General features: G+C 62.5%; 22 protein-coding genes. 15 read left to right on the forward strand and 7 right to left on the reverse strand.

Annotation, left to right across the window (positions count from 1 at the left end):
* Positions 1-183 precede the first annotated feature (183 nt).
* Positions 184-2,442, forward strand: coding sequence for a penicillin-binding protein 1A (locus tag JQ574_RS24950; protein ID WP_212207178.1), 2,259 nt, complete (start codon positions 184-186; stop codon positions 2,440-2,442).
* 230 nt (positions 2,443-2,672) lie between these two features.
* Here the strand turns inward: JQ574_RS24950 and JQ574_RS24955 are convergent, their stop codons facing one another.
* From JQ574_RS24955 to JQ574_RS24970, 4 genes are all read right to left on the reverse strand, one after another.
* Positions 2,673-3,524 (reverse strand): M48 family metallopeptidase, encoded by an 852-nt coding sequence (locus JQ574_RS24955; RefSeq protein WP_212274296.1) that lies wholly within the window; start codon positions 3,522-3,524, stop codon positions 2,673-2,675.
* A gap of 198 nt (positions 3,525-3,722) precedes the next feature.
* Complete coding sequence (locus JQ574_RS24960; protein WP_212207121.1) at positions 3,723-5,072, reverse strand: polyhydroxyalkanoate depolymerase; 1,350 nt, start codon at positions 5,070-5,072, stop codon at positions 3,723-3,725.
* Positions 5,073-5,199: 127 nt separating this feature from the next.
* Positions 5,200-6,018, reverse strand: coding sequence for an ABC transporter permease (locus JQ574_RS24965; RefSeq protein ID WP_212207120.1), 819 nt, complete (start codon positions 6,016-6,018; stop codon positions 5,200-5,202).
* Positions 6,015-6,809 (reverse strand): ABC transporter ATP-binding protein, encoded by a 795-nt coding sequence (locus JQ574_RS24970; RefSeq protein ID WP_212207119.1) that lies wholly within the window; start codon positions 6,807-6,809, stop codon positions 6,015-6,017. Before JQ574_RS24970 ends, JQ574_RS24965 begins: the two co-directional genes overlap by 4 nt.
* 138 nt (positions 6,810-6,947) lie before the next feature.
* On the opposite strand from JQ574_RS24970, the gene JQ574_RS24975 reads away from it, so the two are divergent.
* Positions 6,948-8,297, forward strand: a complete 1,350-nt coding sequence (locus JQ574_RS24975) for an ActS/PrrB/RegB family redox-sensitive histidine kinase (protein ID WP_212207118.1) — start codon at positions 6,948-6,950, stop codon at positions 8,295-8,297.
* Between the two features lie 147 nt (positions 8,298-8,444).
* On the forward strand, positions 8,445-8,999 hold the full coding sequence (locus JQ574_RS24980) for an ActR/PrrA/RegA family redox response regulator transcription factor (protein WP_192736382.1): 555 nt from the start codon (positions 8,445-8,447) through the stop codon (positions 8,997-8,999).
* A gap of 205 nt (positions 9,000-9,204) precedes the next feature.
* Here JQ574_RS24980 and JQ574_RS24985 read toward each other — a convergent pair whose 3' ends face one another.
* Positions 9,205-9,963: an SDR family NAD(P)-dependent oxidoreductase gene (locus tag JQ574_RS24985; RefSeq protein WP_212207117.1), complete on the reverse strand. Its 759-nt coding sequence runs from the start codon at positions 9,961-9,963 to the stop codon at positions 9,205-9,207.
* Between the two features lie 333 nt (positions 9,964-10,296).
* On the opposite strand from JQ574_RS24985, the gene JQ574_RS24990 reads away from it, so the two are divergent.
* The 8 genes from JQ574_RS24990 to JQ574_RS25025 are packed head-to-tail and all read left to right on the forward strand — an operon-like array spanning position 10,297 to position 18,304.
* Positions 10,297-11,469: an ROK family transcriptional regulator gene (locus JQ574_RS24990; RefSeq protein ID WP_212383979.1), complete on the forward strand. Its 1,173-nt coding sequence runs from the start codon at positions 10,297-10,299 to the stop codon at positions 11,467-11,469.
* 57 nt (positions 11,470-11,526) lie between these two features.
* On the forward strand, positions 11,527-12,810 hold the full coding sequence (locus JQ574_RS24995; protein WP_212207116.1) for an ABC transporter substrate-binding protein: 1,284 nt from the start codon (positions 11,527-11,529) through the stop codon (positions 12,808-12,810).
* A 44-nt stretch (positions 12,811-12,854) separates the two neighbouring features.
* Positions 12,855-13,730 carry a carbohydrate ABC transporter permease gene (locus tag JQ574_RS25000; protein ID WP_212207115.1) on the forward strand — a complete coding sequence of 292 codons (876 nt, stop codon included), beginning with the start codon at positions 12,855-12,857 and terminating at the stop codon, positions 13,728-13,730.
* Positions 13,723-14,580: a carbohydrate ABC transporter permease gene (locus tag JQ574_RS25005; protein ID WP_212383974.1), complete on the forward strand. Its 858-nt coding sequence runs from the start codon at positions 13,723-13,725 to the stop codon at positions 14,578-14,580. Before JQ574_RS25000 ends, JQ574_RS25005 begins: the two co-directional genes overlap by 8 nt.
* A gap of 25 nt (positions 14,581-14,605) precedes the next feature.
* The gene (locus tag JQ574_RS25010; RefSeq protein WP_212207113.1) at positions 14,606-15,721 is read left to right on the forward strand and encodes an ABC transporter ATP-binding protein; all 1,116 of its coding nucleotides are present in this window, start codon (positions 14,606-14,608) and stop codon (positions 15,719-15,721) included.
* Entirely contained in the window at positions 15,718-16,485 is a 768-nt protein-coding gene (locus JQ574_RS25015; RefSeq protein WP_212383975.1) for an SDR family NAD(P)-dependent oxidoreductase, read from the forward strand. The genes JQ574_RS25010 and JQ574_RS25015 overlap by 4 nt, the downstream gene beginning before the upstream one ends.
* A gap of 14 nt (positions 16,486-16,499) precedes the next feature.
* Positions 16,500-17,270 (forward strand): glucose 1-dehydrogenase, encoded by a 771-nt coding sequence (locus tag JQ574_RS25020; protein WP_212207111.1) that lies wholly within the window; start codon positions 16,500-16,502, stop codon positions 17,268-17,270.
* Positions 17,271-17,296: 26 nt separating this feature from the next.
* Positions 17,297-18,304, forward strand: coding sequence for an NAD(P)-dependent alcohol dehydrogenase (locus tag JQ574_RS25025; RefSeq protein WP_212207110.1), 1,008 nt, complete (start codon positions 17,297-17,299; stop codon positions 18,302-18,304).
* Positions 18,305-18,338: 34 nt separating this feature from the next.
* Here the strand turns inward: JQ574_RS25025 and JQ574_RS25030 are convergent, their stop codons facing one another.
* Both JQ574_RS25030 and JQ574_RS25035 read right to left on the reverse strand, forming a co-directional pair.
* Positions 18,339-19,646 (reverse strand): adenylate/guanylate cyclase domain-containing protein, encoded by a 1,308-nt coding sequence (locus JQ574_RS25030; protein WP_212207109.1) that lies wholly within the window; start codon positions 19,644-19,646, stop codon positions 18,339-18,341.
* A 144-nt stretch (positions 19,647-19,790) separates the two neighbouring features.
* On the reverse strand, positions 19,791-20,228 hold the full coding sequence (locus JQ574_RS25035) for an ester cyclase (RefSeq protein WP_212207108.1): 438 nt from the start codon (positions 20,226-20,228) through the stop codon (positions 19,791-19,793).
* Positions 20,229-20,506: 278 nt separating this feature from the next.
* Here JQ574_RS25035 and JQ574_RS25040 point away from each other — a divergent pair, with 278 nt between their 5' ends.
* The 4 genes from JQ574_RS25040 to JQ574_RS25055 all read left to right on the forward strand — a co-directional run bounded on the left by JQ574_RS25040 (position 20,507) and on the right by JQ574_RS25055 (position 23,280).
* Positions 20,507-21,424, forward strand: a complete 918-nt coding sequence (locus JQ574_RS25040) for an ABC transporter substrate-binding protein (RefSeq protein WP_212383976.1) — start codon at positions 20,507-20,509, stop codon at positions 21,422-21,424.
* A gap of 286 nt (positions 21,425-21,710) precedes the next feature.
* Positions 21,711-22,070, forward strand: a complete 360-nt coding sequence (locus tag JQ574_RS25045; RefSeq protein ID WP_212207106.1) for a hypothetical protein — start codon at positions 21,711-21,713, stop codon at positions 22,068-22,070.
* 125 nt (positions 22,071-22,195) lie between these two features.
* Positions 22,196-22,777: a CAP domain-containing protein gene (locus JQ574_RS25050; RefSeq protein ID WP_212207105.1), complete on the forward strand. Its 582-nt coding sequence runs from the start codon at positions 22,196-22,198 to the stop codon at positions 22,775-22,777.
* Between the two features lie 209 nt (positions 22,778-22,986).
* Positions 22,987-23,280: a hypothetical protein gene (locus JQ574_RS25055; RefSeq protein WP_212207183.1), complete on the forward strand. Its 294-nt coding sequence runs from the start codon at positions 22,987-22,989 to the stop codon at positions 23,278-23,280.
* The last annotated feature ends 9 nt before the right edge of the window (positions 23,281-23,289 follow it).

Here is a 23,289-nt window from a genome sequence, read left to right on the forward strand (position 1 = left end):
CGCAGATAAGTATACGCAATCTGCGTAAACTTGATTGCTATGCGAACCGGGATCCACTTCGCTTGAAAACGCTACGTTACCACGCGCCGCCGCACCTCCTAATCCCGCGTTAACCTCTCCGTAACCGACCCTTAAACTGCGGACGTTAGCTTGCGGCGGGCGGGATGTGAGCAGCGTTTGCGTATGGCGTGGGGACGGAAAAAGACCGGCGGCCGCAAGGAACCGCAATTCGGGCTCGCCGCCGCGCTGAGCGAATTGCGGCTGTCGCCGCAGGACCGCGTCGCTGTGAGCGACGACAAGCCGAAGAAATCATCAGCCAAGCGCAAACCCGAAAACGAAGACGACGAGCCGCCGCGCGAGCGCAAGCCACGCGCAGGCCGTAGCGGCGCCAAGCGCCAGTCGAAATCGCGTGGCGGATTCCGGATCGGACGCCTGTTCTATTGGGGCGCGGTGCTCGGTCTGTGGGCCGCGATTGCGGTCGTCGGCGTCGTGATCTGGGTCGGCGCGCATCTGCCGGCGATCCAGTCGCTGGCGATTCCGAAACGTCCGCCGACCATTCAGATCGTCGGCGTCGACGGCAGCGTGCTGGCCTCGCGCGGCGAAATGGCCGGCGCCAATGTCTCGCTGAAGGACTTGCCGCCCTACCTGCCGAAAGCCTTCATCGCGATCGAGGACCGTCGCTTCTATTCGCATTACGGCGTCGATCCGATCGGCATCGCGCGGGCGGCGGTCGCCAACGTCATGCATCGCGGCGTCTCGCAAGGCGGCTCGACACTGACCCAGCAGCTCGCGAAGAACCTGTTCCTGACGCAGGAACGCACCATCACGCGCAAGCTGCAGGAAGTGGAACTCGCGATCTGGCTGGAACGCAAGCATTCCAAATCGGAAATCCTCGAACTCTATCTCAACCGCGTCTACTTCGGCTCCGGCGCCTATGGCGTCGAGGCCGCGGCGCAGCGCTATTTCGGCAAGTCCGCCAAGAACGTCACGATCGCGGAAGCCGCGATGCTGGCGGGCCTCGTCAAGTCGCCGTCGCGGCTGGCGCCGAACCGCAATCCGGAAGGCGCGGAGCAGCGCGCCCAGATCGTGCTCGCGGCGATGGCCGATGCCAAGTTCATCACCGATGCGCAGGCGCAGGCCTCGATCGGCCATCCCTCCTACAATGTGAAACCGGTCGGCGCCGGCACCGTCAATTACGTCGCCGACTGGATCGGCGAAGTGCTTGACGATCTGATCGGCCAGATCGAACAGAGCATCGTGGTCGAGACCACGATCGACCCCAAACTGCAGAGCGTGGCGGAAGCCTCCATCATCGACGAACTCGCCGCGAAGAGCGTGAAGTTCAACGTCACCCAGGGCGCGCTGGTGGCGATGACGCCTGACGGCGCGGTGCGCGCCATGGTCGGGGGGAGGAACTATGCCGAGAGCCAATATAACCGCGCGGTTACCGCCAAGCGCCAGCCCGGCTCGGCCTTCAAGCCGTTCGTCTATCTCACCGCGATCGAAGCGGGATTGACGCCTGAAACGATCCGGCAGGATTCGCCGATCGATATCAAAGGCTGGCGGCCTGAGAACTACACCCATGAATATTTCGGGTCGGTGACGCTGACCCAGGCGCTTTCGATGTCGCTCAACACGGTGGCGGTGCGCCTCGGCATCGAAGTCGGGCCTAAGAGCGTGGTGCGGACCGCGCATCGGCTCGGCATTTCCTCAAAGCTGGACGCCAACGCCTCGATCGCGCTCGGCACCTCGGAAGTCTCCGTGCTCGAGCTGGTCGGCGCCTTTGCGCCATTTTCCAATGGCGGGCTCGGCGTTTCCCCGCATGTCGTGACCAAGATCCGCACCAATGAAGGCAAGGTGCTGTACAAGCGGCAGCCGGATCAGCTGAGCCAGGTGATCGAGCCGCGGCACGTCGCGATGATGAACACCATGATGCAGGAGACGCTGCTGTCGGGCACCGCGCGCAAGGCGGAGCTTCCGGGATGGATGGCCGCCGGCAAGACCGGCACCAGTCAGGATTTCCGCGACGCCTGGTTCATCGGCTATACCGCAAACCTCGTCACCGGCGTCTGGCTCGGCAATGACGACAATTCGCCGACCAAGAAGGCCACCGGCGGCGGCTTGCCGGTCGAGGTCTGGACCCGCTTCATGCGATCGGCCCATCAGGGCGTGCCGGTTGCGAACCTGCCGAAATCACAGGCCGGCGGCGGCGGCCTGCTGTCAAATCTGTTCCCCGCCTCGCAGGTCAGCGCGCCGCCGCAGCCATCGTATCAGCCATCGGCGCAAGCGCCGGTGCCGCTTGCACCGAACCCCTCGGGCGGCGGCTATCGCCAGCCACCGACGCGCACGTCGGCGCCGCCGCCGAATCCATCGGCACGCCCTGAGGCGGCCGCTGGACTGGATGGATGGCTCATGGACCGCGTGTTCGGCGGGAATCGCTAGACGCGCGGCGGCTCAAGAACAAAAACTGCGGAAACAACCCCATGCACGGTAAGCACGTGCTTGTTTTTGCTCAGTCCTGAATCGCGTAGCTTTGTAGCCCGGATAGGGCCAACGGGTCGCGCGAAGCGCGCCCGATGACGGCTCCACGCCATCCGGGATGAGCCCATCGGTTGCACGACCGTCCCGGATTTCGCTGCGCTTCATCCGGGGTACGATTGCCCGCGACTACCCTAATCCTCGACCCCGTAACGATGCAGATCGTTGCCGTGGGTGTCGAGCCAGGACTTGGCGCGCTCGACATGGCCGCAGACCTTCGCGACGACCCGCCAGAACCGCGGCGAATGGTTCATCTCAACCAGATGGGCGACTTCATGCGCAGCGAGATAGTCCAGCACAAAGGGCGGCGCGAGGATCAGCCGCCAGGAAAACGACAATGATCCGGCCGACGTGCAGGAGCCCCAGCGGCTCGATTGATCGCGGATCGACACCCGCTTGACCCTGACGCCGAGTTCTTCCGCATAGGCCAATGATGCCTTGTGCAGATCCTTGCGCGCTTCACGCTTGAGGTAATCATGGACGCGGCGGTCCATGTGCTCGGCGCCGCCGGCGACACACAGAACCTTCTCGCCGCTGTCGCGGGTTTCGGTCCACACCGTGCCGCGCTCGCCGGCGCGATGCACGATGCGATGCGGAACACCGCGGAGCGGTACCACTGTGCCAGCTTGAAACGGTGCGGCCTTCGGCAGGCGGCCGAGACGTGCGGCGATCCAGCCGCCATGAAGCTGCGCAAAGTCCTTTGCTTCCACCAGCGTGCCGCGCGGCGGCATGGTCAGGATCGCCTCGCGATCGGTCGGATGAATGCGTAACGTGTAGCGGCGCGCGCGGCGGTGCCGGCGCAGCCGAATCGCAAAGAATTGCGAGCCGTGTTTGACCAAAAGAGTCGCGGGTTCGGCGGGCCGCCGATAGAGGAGGGCGCGAGTAGCCATGTCTGACAGTCCGGGGGGCAAGAGTTCGCCCGGATTCTGCCATAACCGCTGCCACTCAAGCCGCCACTGAAACCGTTCGGCGCAAAAACAAATCATTTGCCCAATATACAGGGGCTGGACTCTATTCCGCCCCTACCGGCAGGGGCTGGAACCAAAAATTTTAGGTAGAATCATCGTTCATAATCAGGTCCAAGAGATGAGTCTGAACTCATCCCTTCAGGGACCTGCGAATCCGGATTCTTTAAATCAATTCAGCGGCTTACATGCGCCGCCGAATCGACGCCAGGATTGCCGTTACTCGGCAGCCCCAACCAATTTGTCTGATGCAGCGACCAATTTCGGCTTGGTATTGGCCGAAGACAGCATGAAATCGGAAATGCGCGGCACGATTTCGGAGCGGAACCGCGAACCATTGAACACACCGTAGTGCCCAACGCCCTTTTGCACGTAATGCACGCGGCGATGATCGGGAATCGATGTGCACAGCGAGTGCGTCGCTTCGGTTTGTCCAAGACCGGAGATGTCGTCGTTCTCGCCTTCGACCGTCATCAACGCGACGCGGCGAATTTTCGACGGATCAACCAGCTTGCCGCGATGGATCATCTCGCCCTTGGGCAGCGCATGCTTGACGAACACGACGTCGACGGTCTGCAGGTAATATTCTGCGGTCAAATCCATCACCGCGAGATATTCGTCATAGAATTCGCGGTGCTTGTCGACCAGATCGCCGTCGCCCTTCACCAGATTGCTGAACAGAGCCTTGTGGGCGTCGGTGTGGCGATCGAGATTCATCGTGATGAAGCCCGAAAGTTGCAGGAAGCCTGGATAGACGTCGCGCATCACGCCGGGGTGCGGGAACGGCACCTTGGTGATGACGTGATTGCGGAACCATTCGATACCGCGCTCGGCGGCGAGATTGTTCACGGAGGTCGGATTGCGACGGGTGTCGATCGGGCCGCCCATCAGCGTCATCGACAGCGGCACGAAGGGATCGTTGGCGGCTTCCATCACGGAAACCGCTGCGACCACCGGCACCGAGGGCTGGCACACCGCGATGACATGCATGTTGCCGCCGAGCACGTGCAGCATCTCGATCACGTAGTCGACATAGTCATCGAGATCGAAACGGCCTTCCGCCAGCGGCACCATCCGCGCGTCGGACCAGTCGGTGATGTAGACTTCATGCGTCGGCAGGAAGGCTTCGACGGTGCCGCGCAGCAGGGTGGCGTAGTGACCGGACATCGGCGCCACGATCAGCACCCGCGGCTGCGGGCTGCGCAGCGGCCGCGTCAGCTTGCGATCGAAATACAGCAAGCGGCAAAACGGCTTTTCCCAGATCGAACGAACCTCGACCGGCGTGCGGACGCCGTTCACTTCGGTCGTGTCGAGGCCCCAATCGGGCTTGCCGTAACGGCGCGTGGTGCGCTCGAACAATTCGCAGGCCGCGGCGATCGATTTGCCGAATTCGGTGTGCGACCACGGATTGAGCGGGTTCTGAAACAGGATCTTCGTGGCATCAGTCACGGCGCGTGCCGGATTGAGCGACGCGTGGCCCATTTCGTACATCCAGTACATCGGCGTCGTAAGTGCCGGACTGCCTTCGGCCACCAGTGGCGGTGCTCCGCCAAACTCACCAATCGGCATTGAATTCTAGACCCCTGTTTTGCGCCGCAGCATAGTGCCGAATGCGCAATAACGCGTCAATGCACACCTCCGTATATATACGGAGCGAAACGGCCAAAAACCCCAGAAATACACGGGAATTTACGACTTATTCACCGCCGCCGAGCAGCGAGCCGTGGTGTTTGGCGCTGCGCAAAAGGGCAAGAAAGATCGCAAATGACGCGATAAACAGCACCGCGTTGATCGCGAGCGACCACACCATCAGGTCGGTCCGGAACACGTGGTCGATCAACAGCGCCCGCATGCCCTCGAACACGTAAGTCGGCGGCAGCGTCCAGGCGAGATATTGCAGCCAGACCGGCAGCACCGACACCGGATAATAGACGCAGGCGAGCGGCATGAGGCCGAACATCAGCGTCCAGACGATGCTCTCGGCGCCGAGGCCATTGCGCAGCACCAGACCCGACACGAAGATCCCGATCGACCAGCTGGTGAAGATCAGATTGCAGAAGAACGCGATCAACGGCAGGCCGATGGCGAAAAAATTGAAGTCGAAGCAGAACAGCGCCAGCAGCGTCATCGGGATCACGCCGATCGCAAGCCGGATCAGGCTCATCACCATCAGCGAGATCAGGAACTCGATCGGCTTCAGCGGGCTCATCATCAGATTGCCGAGGTTGCGCGCCCACATCTCCTCGAGGAACGAGATCGAAAAGCCGAGCTGGCCGCGGAACAGGATGTCCCACAGGATGACCGCGCCGATCAGCGAGCCGCCGGCCTGGGCGAAAAATCCCGACGTCTGCGAAATGTAATTCTGCAGGAAGCCCCAGGTGATGATCTGCAGCGCCGGCCAGTAGATCAGCTCCAGAAGCCGCGGCCAGGACGACATCAGTAAATACCAATAACGCAGCACCATCGCGTTGATGCGCTGTACCGAAATTCCGTGATGAATCGCGATCCCGCTCATGGCGTGCCTTCCCTCACCCGCCCGCGCGCGACGTCGAGGAACACTTCTTCCAATGTCGCGCGGTTGTAGCGCGCCATGATCTGATCGGGACTGTCGTCATCCTCGATCCGGCCGCGTTTCATGATGATGACGCGATCGCACAGCCGCTCCACTTCCAGCATGTTGTGCGATGCCAGCAATATCGTCGCATCATGTGTCTTGCGGTAATCCTGCAGATGCTGCCGCACCCAATCGGCCGTATCCGGGTCGAGCGAGGCCGTCGGCTCGTCCAGCAGCAACAGTTCAGGCTGATTGATCAGCGCTTTCGCGAGCGCAACGCGGGTCTTCTGGCCAGCGGAGAGTTTTCCGCTGGCGCGGTCGAGGAACTCCTCGAGATCAAGATCGGCGGCAAGCTGCGCGATGCGCTCGCGCAGGTTCTCCACCGCATAGAGCCGGCCGAAGATGGTGAGATTCTGCCGCACCGTGAGCCGCATCGGCATGTCGACATAGGGGCTTTCGAAATTCATCCGGCCCAGCACTTCGGCGCTTTGCTCGGGCATCGGATGTCCCAGCACCTGGATACGGCCCGACGTCGGCAGCACCAGACCCATGATCATCGCTATCGTCGTGGTCTTGCCGGCGCCGTTGCCGCCGAGCAGGCCGGTGATGCTGCCGCGCGCGATGCGAAACGAGACATTGTCCACCGCGCGGGTAGTCTTGTAGAGCTTGATCAGATGCGCGACCTCGATCGCGGCGGATCCTGCCGGGTCGGCCGCGGTGGATTGAGTCGGTGTGGCGTCGCTATTGACCATTTCCACTCCGTTCATTGGGCTATTGCAGCGGCTAGCGCAAGAAGGTCGTCATGCCCGGGCTTGACCCGGCCATGACGGCGAGAGCAACTCAAAGCACGCAAATTTGTGATCGCGGCGCTGCGCGGCTAAAGTTGCGGAATGACTGAAATTTCCGGCTCCGATTTTCGCCATCCACTCCGCCATGTCCGTCTCGATACGATATTGCGGCTGCGCTGGCTGGCGGCGCTCGGCCAGCTCACCGCGATCTTCATCGTGGCGCACGGGCTGGAGTTCGACGTTGCCATCATTCCTTGCGTCGCCATTGTCGGCCTCTCGGCGCTGGTCAATCTCGCGCTGCAGGTCGCGTTCAATCCGATGCAGCGGCTGGAACCGGTCTATGCGGCCGCCTTGCTTGCGCTCAACATCGTCGAACTTGCGGCGCTGCTGTTCCTCACCGGCGGGCTGCAAAATCCGTTCTCGTTCCTGTTCCTGGCCCCCGTCCTGATCTCGGCGACGGCGCTGCCGATCCGGCTGACCATTGCACTTGGTGTGCTCGCGGTCGCCTGCGCCTCCGCCCTGGTGTTTTTCCATCTACCGCTGCCATGGGACAGCGAAGACCCGATGGTGCTGCCGCCGATCTACCTGTTCGGCGTCTGGCTCTCGATCCTGGTCGCGATCGGCGTCACCTCGCTCTATGCGTTCCAGGTCACCGAGGAGTCCCGGAAACTGTCTGACGCGCTGGCGGCCACCGAACTGGTGCTGACCCGCGAGCAGCACCTCACCCAGATCGACGGCCTTGCCGCCGCTGCGGCGCACGAACTCGGCACGCCGCTGTCGACGATCTTCCTGATTTCGCGTGAACTCGAAAAGACGGTTGATGGCAACGAACAGCTCGCCGGCGACCTCAAAACCCTGCGCGAGCAGGCGCAACGCTGCCGTGAGATCCTGGCCAAGATCACCCAGCTCTCCTCCTCCGGCGCACCGTTCGATCGCATGCCGCTGTCGACGCTGATCGAGGAAACGGTTGCACCGCACCGCGATTTCGGCGTCGCCATCAAGGTGCGGCTAGCGGTCGCAGCAACGCGTGAGCCGGTCGGCGCCCGTAACCCCGCCATCCTCTATGGCGTTGGCAACATTCTGGAAAATGCGGTCGATTTCGCCCGAACCACGGTCGAGGTTAACGCCTGGTGGAACGCGGATACGGTCGAGATGATCATTTCCGACGACGGCCCGGGCATCGCCCCCGACATGCTGAAACGCATCGGCGAGCCCTATTTATCGCGGCGGCGCAGCACAGATGAGGACCAAGGCGCGCGCGCCGGCCTTGGGCTCGGCATCTTCATCGCCCGTACCCTGCTGGAGCGCACCGGCGCCAAGGTCTCGTTTACCAACCGGACCTTTCCCGATCACGGCGCTGTGGTACAAATCGTCTGGCCGCGCGAACGCTTCGAGGCGGACGACACGGCGCCGGAAACCGACTCCTGGAATGGTTCCAGCGACCGCGAATGACAGCCTGATCGACTATTGAGGGCCTTGGCAGCGCCGTCTGGTCACGCCATATCGTAGTTGTCTGTTTTGACGCGTTTTCTTCACGCGAACCGGTACCCACTTCGCTCGAAAACGCTATAGTGCACCATCAACCGGGGATACCCGATCTTGAACGCCATCACCGAACTGAACGACCTCACCGACCGCTCGCTCCTGATCGTCGAGGATGACAAGCCGTTTCTGGAGCGCCTGTCGCGCGCGATGGAAAGCCGCGGCTTCGCCGTGACGTCGTGCGATACCGTGTCCGACGGTCTCGCCCAGATCGGCCGTTCCGCGCCCGCTTTCGCCGTCGTGGATCTGCGGCTCGGCGACGGTAACGGGCTCGACGTGGTGTCGGCGCTGAAGCGCAAGCGCCCCGAGGCGCGCGCGATCGTGCTGACCGGTTATGGCAACATCGCCACCGCCGTCACGGCGGTGAAGATGGGCGCGGTCGACTATCTCTCGAAGCCCGCCGACGCCGACGACGTGGTCGCAGCGTTGCTAGCCAGCGGCACCGAGAAATCCGAACTGCCGGCGAACCCGATGTCGGCGGACCGCGTGCGCTGGGAACACATCCAGCGCATCTATGAAATGTGCAACCGCAACGTCTCGGAGACCGCGCGGCGCCTGAACATGCACCGCCGCACCCTGCAGCGCATTCTGGCCAAGCGCGCGCCGCGGTAACTGTCCTCCCCGAGATGTCGTCCCGGCCTTGAGCTCAGATGTGCAATTGCACATCGGGGGACCCATTCTCCGCGGCGGTCATTGTTGCAGAAGGTCGCTAACGCCAGCGTTCTCACCGATGGGCCGCGGCGTATGGGTCCCGGCTCAAGGCCGGGACGACGTGGATGGGTTATCGCAAGCAAACACAACTTCGCGATCTCACCCTTCACGTTCTCCCGCCGTCGACGACATAGTGCTGACTGGTGCACGCGCTCGCTTCTTCCGAGGCTAGGAACACCACGACCCTTGAGATGTCGTCCGGATAGAGTTTGCGCTTGAGGCACTGCGCCTTCATCAGGTCGGCCTCACCTTGCGGCGTAACCCATTTCTCGATCTGTCGCTCCGTCATGATCCAGCCGGGAACGATGGCGTTGACGCGGATATTCCAGACGCCGTAATCGCGCGCGAGCCCGCGCGTCAATCCAAGCACGGCCGACTTCGAAGCGGTGTACACCGGCATCCCGCCCTGCGCGGTCATCCAGGAGATCGATCCGAAATTGACGATCGCGCCGTCTTTTGCGGCTTGCATGTCCGGCAGGACGGCTTGAGCGGCAAAGAACTGGTGCTTCAGATTGACGGCAATTCTGTCATCCCAATATTCCGGCGTGACGCTCTCGACCGTATGCCGGTCATCATGCGCCGCGTTGTTGATCAACACGCGAATCGGCCCAATGCCGGCCCTGATCTGACCGATCGCGGCGCGCAAATGATCGATGTTGGTGACATCGCAATATTCATATCGGACTGCAAATCCCTGTGAAGCGAGCTCATCGACCAAACGCGTCGAAGGATCTCTGGCGATGTCCAGAAAGCCGACTTTGGCCTTCTGCCGCGCGAAGGCACGCACGATCGACGCGCCTATCCCCGACCCACCGCCGGTGACCAATACAGTTTTGCCCTCGAGATCTGGATAGATTGCAGCCATCAAATGATCCACCGTTGCTGGACGCGGGCGCCGATGCCGGATTCTATTTTGATTCCAGGGCCCGCTGCGCAGCGAGAGATAGACCACAACCGCCGGCGCTCGTCATCTCGGCGCAGCGCGCCAGCGGCCGCATATCAGATTTGCGACACCACGGGTTTGCGCGAAGGCGCGAACGGTACAGATCAGCCGGCCGCTTCGAAGCGAACGTTTGCATCACCAATCCTGCCGCTGCGCACAACCGCAACCCATGCCTTGAGCCGGCAGGCGGCTTGACAGTTGAAATGTTTCGCGCGCACATTCTTACACTAAGTAAGAATGACGACAGGGACGGAAATGCCGGAGCAGCCGAGAAGTCGGCGGCAGACGCGTGCGGCCATTCTGGGGCATCTGCTTCAGTCGGGCGGCATGTTTCGACCGCCTTTGGCCAAGGCCGTGCGCCTGTCCGAGGCGAGCCTGTCGCGCATCCTGTTCGATCTGAAGGCGGAGGGCCTGATCGAGGAAGTGAAACAGCCTGCGCCTTATTTCGGTGGCCCGACAGGTTTGGTATCTCTCGACAGCTCGGTAAGGCTGGCGGCCATCGAGCTGACCGGCCAGCGGCTGACCGTCGGGGTCGGCGGGCTTTCCGGCGAACTGCATTTTACCGAACGCCTGCCGCTGGCTAAATCGCCGACCGTCAAATCCGTCAGCCGGCTGTTTCACCAGGCGCTGCAATCGCTGCAGGACTGGACGCGGCAGCATCGGGTTCAGCTCTCGCAGATCGGCGTTTCGGTCCCGGGGCTTGGCCGATTGAGCGAGCTCGTCAATCCGATCATTCCGTGCGACGTCAAGCGCGTTCGCGGCATGCTTGCCGAGATGTTTGCGGACGTGCCGGTCGCGATCACCAATTCGGTCGTGGCGCATGCCACGTTTCATCGCTGCCGCACGGAAGATTATCCGTTTGCCGGGCCGCATCTGTTCGTCTTTGTCGGCCAGGGCGTGGGAGGCGCCTGGATGGACGACCCGATCGAAGCCGATGCTTTGCAGCCGGTCGAGCTCGGCCACATGGTGTTCGGCGATGGCGGCCCATCTTGTCGCTGCGGCCATCACGGCTGTGTCGAGGCCTATACGTCGCTTCCGGCCTTGGCCGGACTTCTCGGTGTTGGTGAGGCGGAATTGCTGCAGCTCGGCGACGAGTGGGTAAATGCGATCACGTTCCCAGCCGGCGTGCGCCAGGAGTTGCGGCGCCGGCTGTTCCGGCTTGGCCTTGCAATCGGCAACACGCTGAACGTCAAGCCTTGTGCCGGCGTGGCCATCAGCGGCTGGCCGTCTGTTCTCGCGGAAGCAGATCGAAAGGCGCTGGTCGACGGGATCGATGCCTGCGTGATGGGCGGGCGAAAATTCGCCCAGGTGTCACTCGCTTTCGTGCCGCCTTCGAGCGGCAATGATCCGAATGCCGCACTGGCCTTTGCAGCCTGCTGTCTGGCCTGCCGCGGCGGCATGCCGGCCTCATCGGCGGAGGCCGCCTGACAAGCAATGAACGACGCGGCCAACGCGTCAAGGTTTTGAAACCGGGAGGAACGTACCATGCCAATGATCACAAGGCGTCGTCTGCTCGCTGGATCCGCAGCCGCGCTCGCGCTGCCGGCGTTCGCCCGCGCGCAAAGCGCGATCAAGCCGCGCCTGACCGCCATCTCGCAATGGTCTGCCGGCAGCGATGGGGCGGCGATCACGGCGCTCGGCAAGAAATTCGAGGAGAAGGGCGGGATTTGGCAGCACTCGCCCGTCCCCGGCTTCACCACCGAAATGATGAACAAGCTGCGTGCCCAGATCATGGCCGGCGATCCGCCGGCCTGTTCGCAGCTCAAGGGACCCGAGATTGCGGCCTGGTCGAAGATCGCCCCGACCGTGAGTCTCGATGAACTGGTCGCTGCGGCCGGCTACGAAAAGGTCGTTGCCCCGGACCTTGCGAAACTGCACAAGCCCGGTGGCAAGTGGATTGCGCTGCCGTTGCAGATCTACAGCACCAACATGCTGTTTCTGTCCAAGCGCGCGATGGACAAGGCCAAGGCCGACAAGATCCCCGTCACATGGGCAGACTTCAACGACCTGGCCGAAAAGATGAAAGCGGGCGGAGTTGCCTATCCCATCGCCAACGGCGGCACCCGCCCCGATGACGGGCAGAAATTCGAGGCCTCCCTGGCAGGCATCAGTCCCGCCGCATACCGCGCAGCCATCATGAACCTCGACAAGAAGGCCCTCGAGGGCCCCGAGATCAAGGCCGCCTTCGTCCAGGTGCGCAAGATCGCCGACTGGATGGACCCCAACGTCGGCGCCCAGCACTTTTCGACCAACCTGAAGCGCTTCGTCGACGGTGACATGGGCATGATGATCATGGGCGGGTGGGCGCAGGGTGTGTTGCGCAATGCCGGTTTCAAGTTCGAGGACTTCATGATTACGCCCGGCCCCAGCGACAACGGCAAGCCGGTGTTCCTGTTGAATGCCGACGCGTTCATATTCTGGCAGCGCAAGGAGCCCGACCTGCAGGCCGGCCAGGCGCTGATGGCGCAACTCGTCATGGATCCCGCCATCCAGACCATGTATTCGCAGATCACGGGATCGATACCCGTGCGCACCGATGTTGATCTTTCCGGCGAAGGCTGGTCGGACGGTCAACGCCGAACCGCAGCAGCGCTGAAAGACGCGATCGCCAGCAATCAGGCGGTTCTCAGCGTCGCGCACAACATGGCACAGGAAAACGGCCTGACCGCTGCGTTGATCGACGTGATCACGGAGTATGTGAAGAACAAGACGATCAAGCCGGAGCAGGCGGTCACCCGCCTCGCCGAGGCCGTCGAGAGCGCGCGTTGAGAGACGCAGCGTCACCGCGAGCAGGGCGGACGACGACACCAGAAATGGTGCGCCGGCTGCCCGAGTATCTGACGATCTGGGTACCGCTGCTGTTGTCGGCCGCGCACCTCGTTTCGTTTTCGCTGTGGACCATCTGGATCTCATTCACGCCGTCCACGCTGGTCCCGGTGTCGGGCTGGGTCGGTTTGCGCAACTACACCTCGGTTTTGGCGTCGCGGAACTGGCAAATCGCCTTCGACAATCTGCTGCTGTTCGGCAGTGCGTTCGTGCTGCTCAGCCTGGTGACAGGTCTCACACTCGCGATCCTGCTCGATCAGCGCATTCGCGGCGAGAACGTACTGCGGTCCATCTTCCTCTACCCCCTGGCGGTATCGTTCGTGGTCACCGGCACGGTCTGGAGCTGGCTGCTCAATCCCGGCATCGGGATCCAGAAGCTCGTCCACGATTTCGGCTGGACTTCCTTCCGGTTCGATTGGCTGATCGACCGCGACATGGCGATCTGGACGATCGTCATCGCTGCGATCTGGCAATCCTCGGGCTTCGCCATGGCGCTCTTCCTCGCCGGCCTCAGGTCCGTCGATGCCGACCTGATCAAGGCGGCGCAGATCGACGGCGCCGGACCGGTCCGGATGTACCGGCGCGTCATCCTGCCGACGCTCTGGCCGATCACCATAACTGTCATCGTGATCCAGCTGCAGTTCGCCATTTCGACATTCGACCTCGTCCGCGCGCTGACCAACGGCGGCCCTGGAATCGCGACCCAGTTGCCGGCCCTTGTTGTCTACGACCTGATGTTCCAGCGCAACCTGCTCGGCCGGGGGGCGGCGGCGGCCGTGCTGATGTTGCTGATTCTTCTCTCGGTGCTTCTGCCGTACGCGGCGTGGCAATATCTCCAGCAACGTCGGGCCCCCCATGCGTGATCGAACCTTCGCGCCGAGCCGCATGCTGATTTATCTCGTCGTTTCGCTGATCGCGGCGGCGTGGCTCGTACCACTGATCGTCGTCGTGCTGAATTCGCTGCGCAGCAATGAGGAAATCGTCCAGACCTCGATGATCGGCTGGCCGCGGCAGTGGGCCTTTGGCAACTACCTCACAGCCTGGTCCGACTTCTGCTTGGCGCAGACCTGTGTCGGCATCCGCCCCTACATGTTGAACTCCGCGCTCGTCACCATTCCGGCGACGATCTTCTCCACCCTGCTTGGTGCGGTCGCCGGTTACGCGGTTTCGCTCTGGCGCTTTCGCGGCGACAACTGGATCTACGGCATCGTCACGCTGGGCATCTTCCTGCCGCAACAGATGCGCTTGCTGCCCTGGACCATCGTGTTGCGCGATACGGGCCTGATGAACACGCTAACGGGCCTGGTGCTGATCCACACGATCCAGGGACTCTCCTTTACCGTCTTGTTCTGCCGGAACTACTACGTTGCCATCCCGCAGGAGTTGATCAGGGCCGCGCGCATCGATGGCGCGGGGTTCTTTCGCATTTTCTGGCGCATCATTCTCCCACTCTCGCCGCCCATCCTGGTTGTCACCGTGATCTGGCAGTTCACGCATATCTGGAACGAGTTCCTCTATGGCGTGACATTCACGACCGGCCAACAGCAACCGGTCACCGCCGCGCTGATCGCGCTCTCGGCCGCGGTCGCCGATATCCCGCATCATGGCGTGCAAAGCGCCGCGGTGATGATCGCGGCCCTGCCTACCCTGTTGATCTATCTGATCGGTGGCAAATACTTCGTACGCGGCCTTACCGCCGGCGCCGTGAAATGAAGGGGAAGTCATTGAAGGGGAAGTCATGGCAGCGTTGAGCATCCGTGCCCTGTCGAAGCGGTACGCCAATCTGGAAGTGTTGAAGGGGATCGACCTCGACATCGAGAGCGGTGAATTCACCGTGCTGGTCGGGCCATCCGGCTGCGGAAAATCCACCCTGCTCAACATCGTGGCCGGGCTGGACCGTCCCAGCGCGGGGACCGTGGAAATCGGCGGACGGGTCGTCAACGACATCGCGCCAAAGGACCGCGACATCGCGATGGTGTTCCAGTCCTATGCACTATATCCGTCGATGACGGTGCGCCAGAACATCACCTTCGGCATGGAATGTCGCCATGTTCCAAAAGCCGAGCAGGAAAAGGCGCTGGCCAATGTCGCCCGCCTGCTGCAGATCGAGCCGCTGCTCGGCCGCAAGCCGTCGCAATTGTCCGGCGGCCAGCGCCAGCGCGTGGCGATGGGCCGCGCCCTGGTGCGCGATCCCCTGCTGTTCCTGTTCGACGAACCGCTCTCCAATCTCGACGCCAAACTGCGCGTCGAGATGCGGATGGAGATCAAGCGGCTGCACCAGCGCATCGGCGCGACGATCGTCTATGTCACCCACGACCAGATCGAGGCGATGACGATGGCAACAAGGATCGCCGTCATGCATCACGGCGAGGTGCAGCAATTCGCCGATCCGGATACGGTGTACCGCTACCCGGCCAATTTGTTCGTCGCCCGCTTCATGGGCTCGCCGCCCATGAACACGATGCCGGCGCGGCTGGTGGCTGATGATGGCGGGCCGGTGGTGGTGATCGGCGCCGGGCGGCCCGACGAGGTCCGCCTTCGCCTGCAGGGATACGACGCGGCCGCGGCCTTTGTCGGCCGCGACGTGGTGCTGGGGATCAGGCCGGAATGCATTGCCGAGGGCAGCCGCAGTTTTTCGGGCGCATCGGGCGCACCGATCGTCGTCCAAGCGCCGGTCGAGATGGTCGAGCCCACCGGCGCGGAGACCATCGTGTTGCTGCGGCTCGGCGGTGAGCAGGTGCTGGCGCGCATCTCGCCGGACATCAGGCCCGAGCCCGGTAAGCTTGCCGCCTTCGCGCTGGACACGCGTCGGATTTGCCTGTTTGACCCGGTGACGGAGCGTCTGATCGCATGACCCACGCCCTTTACCCTAGCCTTGCGGGTCGCGTCGTGTTGATCACCGGAGGCGCCAGCGGCATCGGCGCCGCGTTCGTGCGGGCATTCGCCGCACAAAAGACCCGTGTCGCGTTCCTCGACATCGACGCCGCCGCCGGCGAAGCGTTGGTACGCGAGGTAACGGACGCATCCGGCTCGGCGCCGCTGTTCGTGCCTTGCGACTTGCTGGATATCGACGCCTTGCGCGCTGCAATGGAGCAGGTCCGCGCCGCGCTCGGCGATACCGCGGTGCTGGTCAACAACGCCGCCAACGATCAGCGCCAGGTGCTTTCAGAGGTGTCGCCTGAAGAATTCGACTGGTCGATCGCCGTCAACCTCAAGCACGTTTTCTTTGCCGCACAGGCCGTGGTGCCGCAGATGCAGGCGCTGGGCGGCGGTTCGATCATCAACATGTCGTCCGTGGCATGGAAGCGCGGCGCACCGGGGCTGCCGGTCTACGCGGCGGCAAAGGCGGCGATTGTCGGCTTCACCAATTCCCTGGCCCGGTCGGTTGGACCTGATCGCATTCGCGTCAACGCCATCGCACCCGGGATGGTGATCACCGAGCGCCAGCGCCGGCTGTGGTATCCTGACGAGCAGAAGATCGCCGAGCTACGCACGCGTCAGGATATTCCCGACGCGGTGACGCCCGACGACATCGCGCGCATGGCATTGTTTTTGGCGTCCGACGAAAGCAGCCGAATTACGCGCCAGTGCTTCACGGTCGATGCCGGCCTAGGTTAGCAGGAGACAAAGACATGGCAGGCATTCTTGATCGCAAGGTGGCGCTGGTAACGGGCGGCGCTTCGGGCATCGGACGGGCGACGTCGCTGGCAATGGCGCGCGAGGGTGCGCGGGTGGCGGTGGCCGACCGCACCGAGGAGAACGCGGCCGGGACCGTCGCCCTGATCAATGCGGCCGGCGGTCAGGCGATTGCGATCGGCGGCGACGTCACCGCGGAAGCCGACGTTGCCGCCATGGTCGCGCGCACCGTGGCGGCCTATGGACGGATCGACTGCGCCTTCAACAATGCCGGCGTTGCCGGAGGATCGGTTGGCCCCGGACGCCAGCGCCTGCACGAACTCAGCCAGATCTCGTTCGACACCATGCTCGCGATCAACCTCACCGGCGTGTGGCTCTGCATGAAGCACGAGATCGTGCAGATGCTGGCGCAAGGCGGTGGCGGCGCCATCGTCAACACCGCCTCGATCGCCGGGCTGATCGGTCTGGCGACATCCGGGCACTATGTGGCGGCGAAGCACGGCGTGGTTGGGCTGACAAAGACCGCGGCGATCGAGTATGCGCAGGACGGCATCCGCGTGAACTGCGTCAATCCCGGCTATATCACAACGCCCATGACCAGGGAGGTGGTGGAGACGCGGCTCGATGCCACGTTGGCGAAGGTGCCGATGAACCGCATGGGCGTGCCCGAGGAAATCGCGGAAGCCGTGGTCTGGATGTGTTCCGACAAGGCGTCGTTCATGACCGGCGCGTCGCAGGTGGTCGACGGCGGGTATTTCGCGGCGTAGCATCGCCGAAAATACGGGAGGCTTTGTTGAAAGTCTGGCAAGTCGAACGCGAGTGGTCGATCGACGCCTTGGAACTGGTCGATCGGCCGGAGCCCGAACCGGGCCCCGGCCAGGTCGTCGTCCGAATGCGTGCGGCATCGCTGAACTATCGCGACCTTCTGACCGTGACGGGCCAGGGCGGCGCCTACAGGCTTCCGCTGATCCCATTCTCCGACGGAGCCGGCGAGATTGCCGCCGTGGGGGCCGGCGTCAGCCGGGTCGCGGTCGGCGATCGTGTGTGCCCGATGTTCTTTCAATCCTGGTTCGACGGCGGGCCTTCAGCCAGCGGCCGCCGCCTCGCGCTTGGCGGAACGCGCCCGGGTGTGCTGCAGGAACTGCTGCTGCTTGACGCCGAAGGCGTCAGCCGCATTCCCGATCATTTGAGTTTTGTGGAGGCCGCCACGTTGCCATGCGCTGGGCTCACCGCCTGGCGGTCGCTGTTCGACGAAGCCCATCTGCGGCCGGGGCAGACCGTCCTGGTGCAGGGTACCGGCGGGGTTTCGATTTTCGCGCTGCAGTTCGCCAAGCTGGCGGGCACCACTGTGATCGTGACGTCGTCGAGCGACGAAAAGCTCGAACGCGCGAAAGCGCTGGGCGCGGACCATACGATCAACTATCGCGCGGTCGCCGAATGGGGCAAGGCCGCCGCGGACTGGGCCGGTGGCGGCGTCGATCACGTCGTCGAAGTCGGCGGCAAGGACACTTTTGCGCAATCGATCGAGGCCGCGCGCGTCGGCGGCACCATCCTCGTGATCGGGGTGCTGTCCGGCTTTTCCCAGCAGATTTCGATCCCGAGCCTGTTCAGCAAGAACCTGCACGTGATCGGGCTCTCGGTCGGCAGCCGAAAAATGTTTGAAAACATGGCCGCGGCGATCGGGCAGAACCGCATGAAACCCGTGATCGACCGAACGCTCGGTTTCACCGAAGTGCCGGACGCGCTGCGGCTGATGCAGCAGGCCGGCCATTTCGGCAAGATCACGATTGCGTTTCCGTAAGCTGAGGATTTTGTCTCCGCGCGCGATGCGAAGCTTAGACGCTCGCCGCGAAGAGATCCCAGCGACCCGGAAGGCCTTTCAGTTCATGCGATCCGCGTTCGGAGAACTTCAGACCCGCGCCGGCCACCAAGTCGGTGACGACTCTCGATACCAGAACCTCGCTGGGACCACATTCCCCCATGACGCGGGCCGCCGCGTGCACGGCGACGCCGCCGATATCACGACCTCTCATTTCGACCTCGCCGGTATGCAGCCCTGCGCGCAGCGGCAATCCAATCTGCTTGGCCGCCGTTTCGAATGCCAGGGCACATCGAACGGCGCGACCCGGTCCGTCGAACGTCGCCAGAATTCCATCGCCCGTGGTCTTGATCAAACTTCCGCGATGCTTCTCGATCATCTGCCTTGCGATTTGATCGTGGCTATCCAGCAATCTCCGCCATGTCTGGTCGCCCAATTCGGTGGCGCGGCGCGTCGATTCAACGATATCGGTGAAAAGAACGGTGGCTAACACCCGCTCAAGACTGTCCGATGAGCTTTCGCGGTGTCCCGTTACAAATTCTTCGACGTCACCGATCAGCGTATCCACATCACCGGTCCAGAATGCGTGATTGCCGCCTTCGTACTCGATGAATTTTGCAGCAGGTATCTGCGCTGCAAGATTGCGACCATGCTCAATGGGAACGAGGGTATCGCTGCGCCGATGAAGCACCAGCGTCGGCACGCGCACGCTGGGAAGAATCGGCCTGATGTCGATGAGGATATTCAACAGGCCGAACGCCTTGTAGGTTCCCGGACTTGCCGATAGCCGCTGGAACTTCGCAAACTGGGCAACGGCTTCGGGATCCGCTGCTTGATCGGGGATCAGCTGCTTGATCATGGCTCCGGTCCCCCAAAGCCTGACGCGTTCCAGGATCATTGCTTCCGTGGCGAATGCCTTCGGATAGCCGCCGAAGAGAATGAGATGCGACACCCGGTCGGGATGGGTGGCGGCAAACAGGGCGCTCATCGGGGCGCCTTCGGAGAAACCCCAAAGCACGGCTTGGCGTGATCCGATGTCGTCCATGATGGCACGAACGTCATCTATGCGCTGTTCAAGCGGCGGAGTGCCGGAAAGCCTGTCTGATAATCCCTGACCTCTTTTGTCGAATGTGACGACGCGTGCGAATGTCGAAAGGCGGCGCAAAAAGGCCGTGTATCCTGGAAGCTCGTGTGAAAATTCGACATGGGACACGATCCCGGGAACCATGAGAATGTCGATGGGGCCGCCGCCCATGGTCTGATATGCGATGTTTGTATCGCCGCTGAGCGCGTATCGCGTGGTAGGCAATACGAAGTCATTCATGGGTCCGCGCGCCGCTTATTGCAGTCCTCGGTCTTCTGCTCGGAGGACGAACGGCATCGAGCTCGGCTCCGATCGTCGTCCTTTGCGTGCACCCGCCGGCTCACGCCGGCGGGCTTCTCCAATTGCACGGAATGCCTTTGCCTTTCAAGCGGCGGTCTTTACCGCGCCAGTGGCGCCGATCTGTGCGAGCATCGTCAGCATGTCGAAATAGTGCGAGGCGCTCTTGGCCTTGCCACCCTCGACCTGGACGACCTGACAAGCCGGCACTTCGATCGGCTTGTTCGAAGGCGGAATGGTACCTGTTGGTGTCTGTAGCGGGCCCGTGTGCGTGCCTTTCCACACCAGCTCGAGAATCGCGGTGTCCCCGCTCGCGAACTCGCGCACGAATGTGGCTTTCGAATCGGGGAACGCCTTGGCCCACCCCTGCCACGCCTCGATGATCTCGCCGGCGCCCGTGATGCGACGGTTCGTTCCCTTCTCGTCGTACACGGCGTTGGCAGCCAAGATGTCCTTGGCCTTGCTCCAGTCCTTTTCGTTGTATGCGATGACTGCGGCCTTTGCGATATCAATTGCATTCGCCATGATAATGCTCCTTGTGAGCCGGCGCCGATCGGCGCTGAGCATTGCAATCCCCCAGCACGCCAAATTCTAGCACGTTGAGGCGAACAGGCGAGCGAGAACCGGCCCTCCTAGTTTGAAATGCGGTGGCGCAATGTCCGCTGAGGGGAATAGCCGCTGTTGGACCCAAAGGGACATTGGACCCCACCGAAATATACTTCCTTCGACCGCCGACAACACCTTCCAAGCATCGGGCTTGGACAGATACACTTCCCCCCGCATCCTGATCCTGGGAGGCGGGCATGAGACGGCGCGAGTTCATTGGGATAATCGGCGGCGTGGCCATGTCTCCAATCGCTGGGCGGGCGCAGCAGCCAGCGAAGATGAAGCGGCTCGCACTAGCTGACCCTGCGCTAAAGGTTGCCGACATGCGGATTGGAGGCGACCCGGGTTACACGTTGGGTCTTCAGGAACTCCAGCGCCTTGGTTATATCGAAGGTCAGAATTTGATCATCGACAGGTTTTCGGCTGACGGGACACGGGAATATGGCGACCTCGTAGCCAAAATCGTCAGCGCGCATCCAGACGTGATCTTTGCTTTGGGTACGTCGATCACACTCGCATTGAAAGCGGCGACTAGCACAATTCCCATCGTTGCCATCACTGGCGATCCGATTCGATTTGGAGTGGTATCCAGCCTGTCGCATCCGGGCGGAAACGTTACGGGGGTTAGCGTTGATGCTGGCGTTGAACTTTGGGGTAAGCGTCTTGAACTGCTTGCCGAAGCCATCCCAAAGGCTCGCAACGTGCTTTTCGTCTCAACGCAAGCGGGTTGGGAGGCTGCGGGCGGCAAGGAGACGCGGGAGGTAGCTCAAAGACTCGGTATTGCGTTAGCGCATGCGCCCGTGTCCACTCCGGTCACTGAACAGGCATACAGCGACGCTTTTCAAGCCATCCAGCGGGACCAAGCCGATGGACTTGTGATTGCAAATATTACTATCGCCTACGCTCATCGCTTTCTTCTCGTTAAACTCGCCCAGCAAATCGGTCTCCCGACGATGTTTGTTTTTCGCGAGCAGGTGGAAGCCGGAGGATTGATGTCTTATTCCATGGACCACAAGAACGCCATTCGGGTCGCTATTGCGCAGGTGGCTGAGATATTTCGCGGTGGCAACCAAGCGAGATGCCGTATGTCCAAGGGACGCGATACGAGTTTGTGATTAACCTGAAGGCCGCAAAGGCAATAGGTCTCACGATTCCTCCGGCATTACTCGCCCGCGCCGACGAGGTGATCGAATAAAGTCGCCTATTGGCACTTTTTGGACATGGCTGATCTGGCGGGCGATGGCCGCTTCTGAGCGAAAAGCAGACATCGTTATTATTCGATTTGCGACTGGCCGCTCATGGCGCAAAGCAGTCGCTTCGCAAGCGAGCCAGGACAGTTGCGCAGGAGCATGCACTAAGATTTGAGTCGCCTCACAGCAGCCGGTCCTCTATGGATTGCCCATGTCTCGCCTCGTGTTTGCATTGATTGCTGTCGTCTTCTCACTCCTGCCGGTCGTCGCGCAGGCTGCGCCGGCTCATAAGCGGCCGGCGCCGCGCTGGCAGGGCTACGGCTTCCTGCCGGGCTATCATCAGCCGCCGAACAACAGCCGCCCGGCTTACACCCAGAGAGCTGCGGTTTTGCGCGCAGCGCGCCGCAACCAGCGGCCCTGGTATATCGATCCGGTGCCACGCTATTACGGGTACGATGGCGCCTGGCGCTATTTCGGCCGGCCGGGCTTTTACGGTGGCCGCTACAATGGCGGCAGTTTTGGCCCGTGCTGGACGCGGACGCCGGTCGGAGCGGTCTGGAACTGCGGCTGATCGAGCTGTTGCCTGACGACCCCGCCCGCTGCCGGTCAAGGGCCAGGGAATACACGTCCCCTGCCTTGAGTCGTCCACATTGACGATGGATAAGCAGCCGGATTATGGCGCTGGTTTATTGAACAATGGGCATTTGGGGGACAATGACGCGACGCGCCGTTGGCGGACTGGCCGCTGGCTTTCTGCTGCTGGCCGCGCCCGCGATGGCCGCCGAATCGCCGGCTGACCTGATCTCCGGCTTCCGCCTCAAGCATGGCCAGGTCCGCGTCGTGCGCGATGCAACCCTCGACCGCATCGCGATGGATCAGGCGCGGGCGATGGCGGCGAAGAATGAGCTCAGCCATGAGGTGCTCGGCCCGTTCACCAGGCGGGTCGCGCCGGCGGGTGCGGGCCGCGCCGCCGAGAACATTGCCTATGGATACGAGAGTTTCGAGAAGACGCTCGGCCAGTGGATCGACTCCTCCGGACACCGCAAGAACCTGCTCTTGCAAAATGCGTCACGCGTCGGGATCGCGAGCGCCAGGGATGCCAGCGGCAAGCGCACCTACTGGGCCATGGTGATCGCCGGCGATTACGAGCCGAAGCGGCCCAAGGGCAAGAACAAGAAAGAGACGGAGCCGCTTGTTGCTGTGAAACGTGACGCCGCTCCCGCATCCCGGCCAAAATCAAGCGACTGCCGCATCAAGATACTCAGCCTTTGCATTTGAGGCGGAGTGCGGCGGCTGACGGATAACACCCGCAAGCCAACATCGGCAAAAAGTCACCTGCGGCGAAATTGCACGCATGTCGAGGAACCCCACACAGCGTGCATCCTGCGTGTCGGCGGCCGTCGCGCTCCGGGTTCCCGCACCTTCGGCGCTGGAACGTTAGCCGTGCACCGCGATTGATCCCACTCTATCCGAAAAGGACAATCGAGATGGGTTGGATTTCACGGACGATCGGGCAAGGCCGGCGGGCGGCGCTTCTGGCGCTATCCGCCATCATCTTCCTTCCGGACAAGCTCGCTGCACAGGGAGTACCGGTTGAAACGGGATCGCATATACCGGTTGCGCTGTGGTTCGTCGGCGCCGTCGTTCTTGGCCTGGCGATAGCCTACGGCATCATGCGCAATCGGAGCCGGACCCGCGCCGAGAAGCAGATCACGGACCAGGCCACCAAGGATAATTACGCCGAAGAAGAGCGCGACCGGGTAAGGACGCACGGGAGCTGAAATAGAGGA

Source organism: Bradyrhizobium sp. AUGA SZCCT0158 (assembly GCF_018130065.1).
Classification (GTDB): domain Bacteria; phylum Pseudomonadota; class Alphaproteobacteria; order Rhizobiales; family Xanthobacteraceae; genus Bradyrhizobium.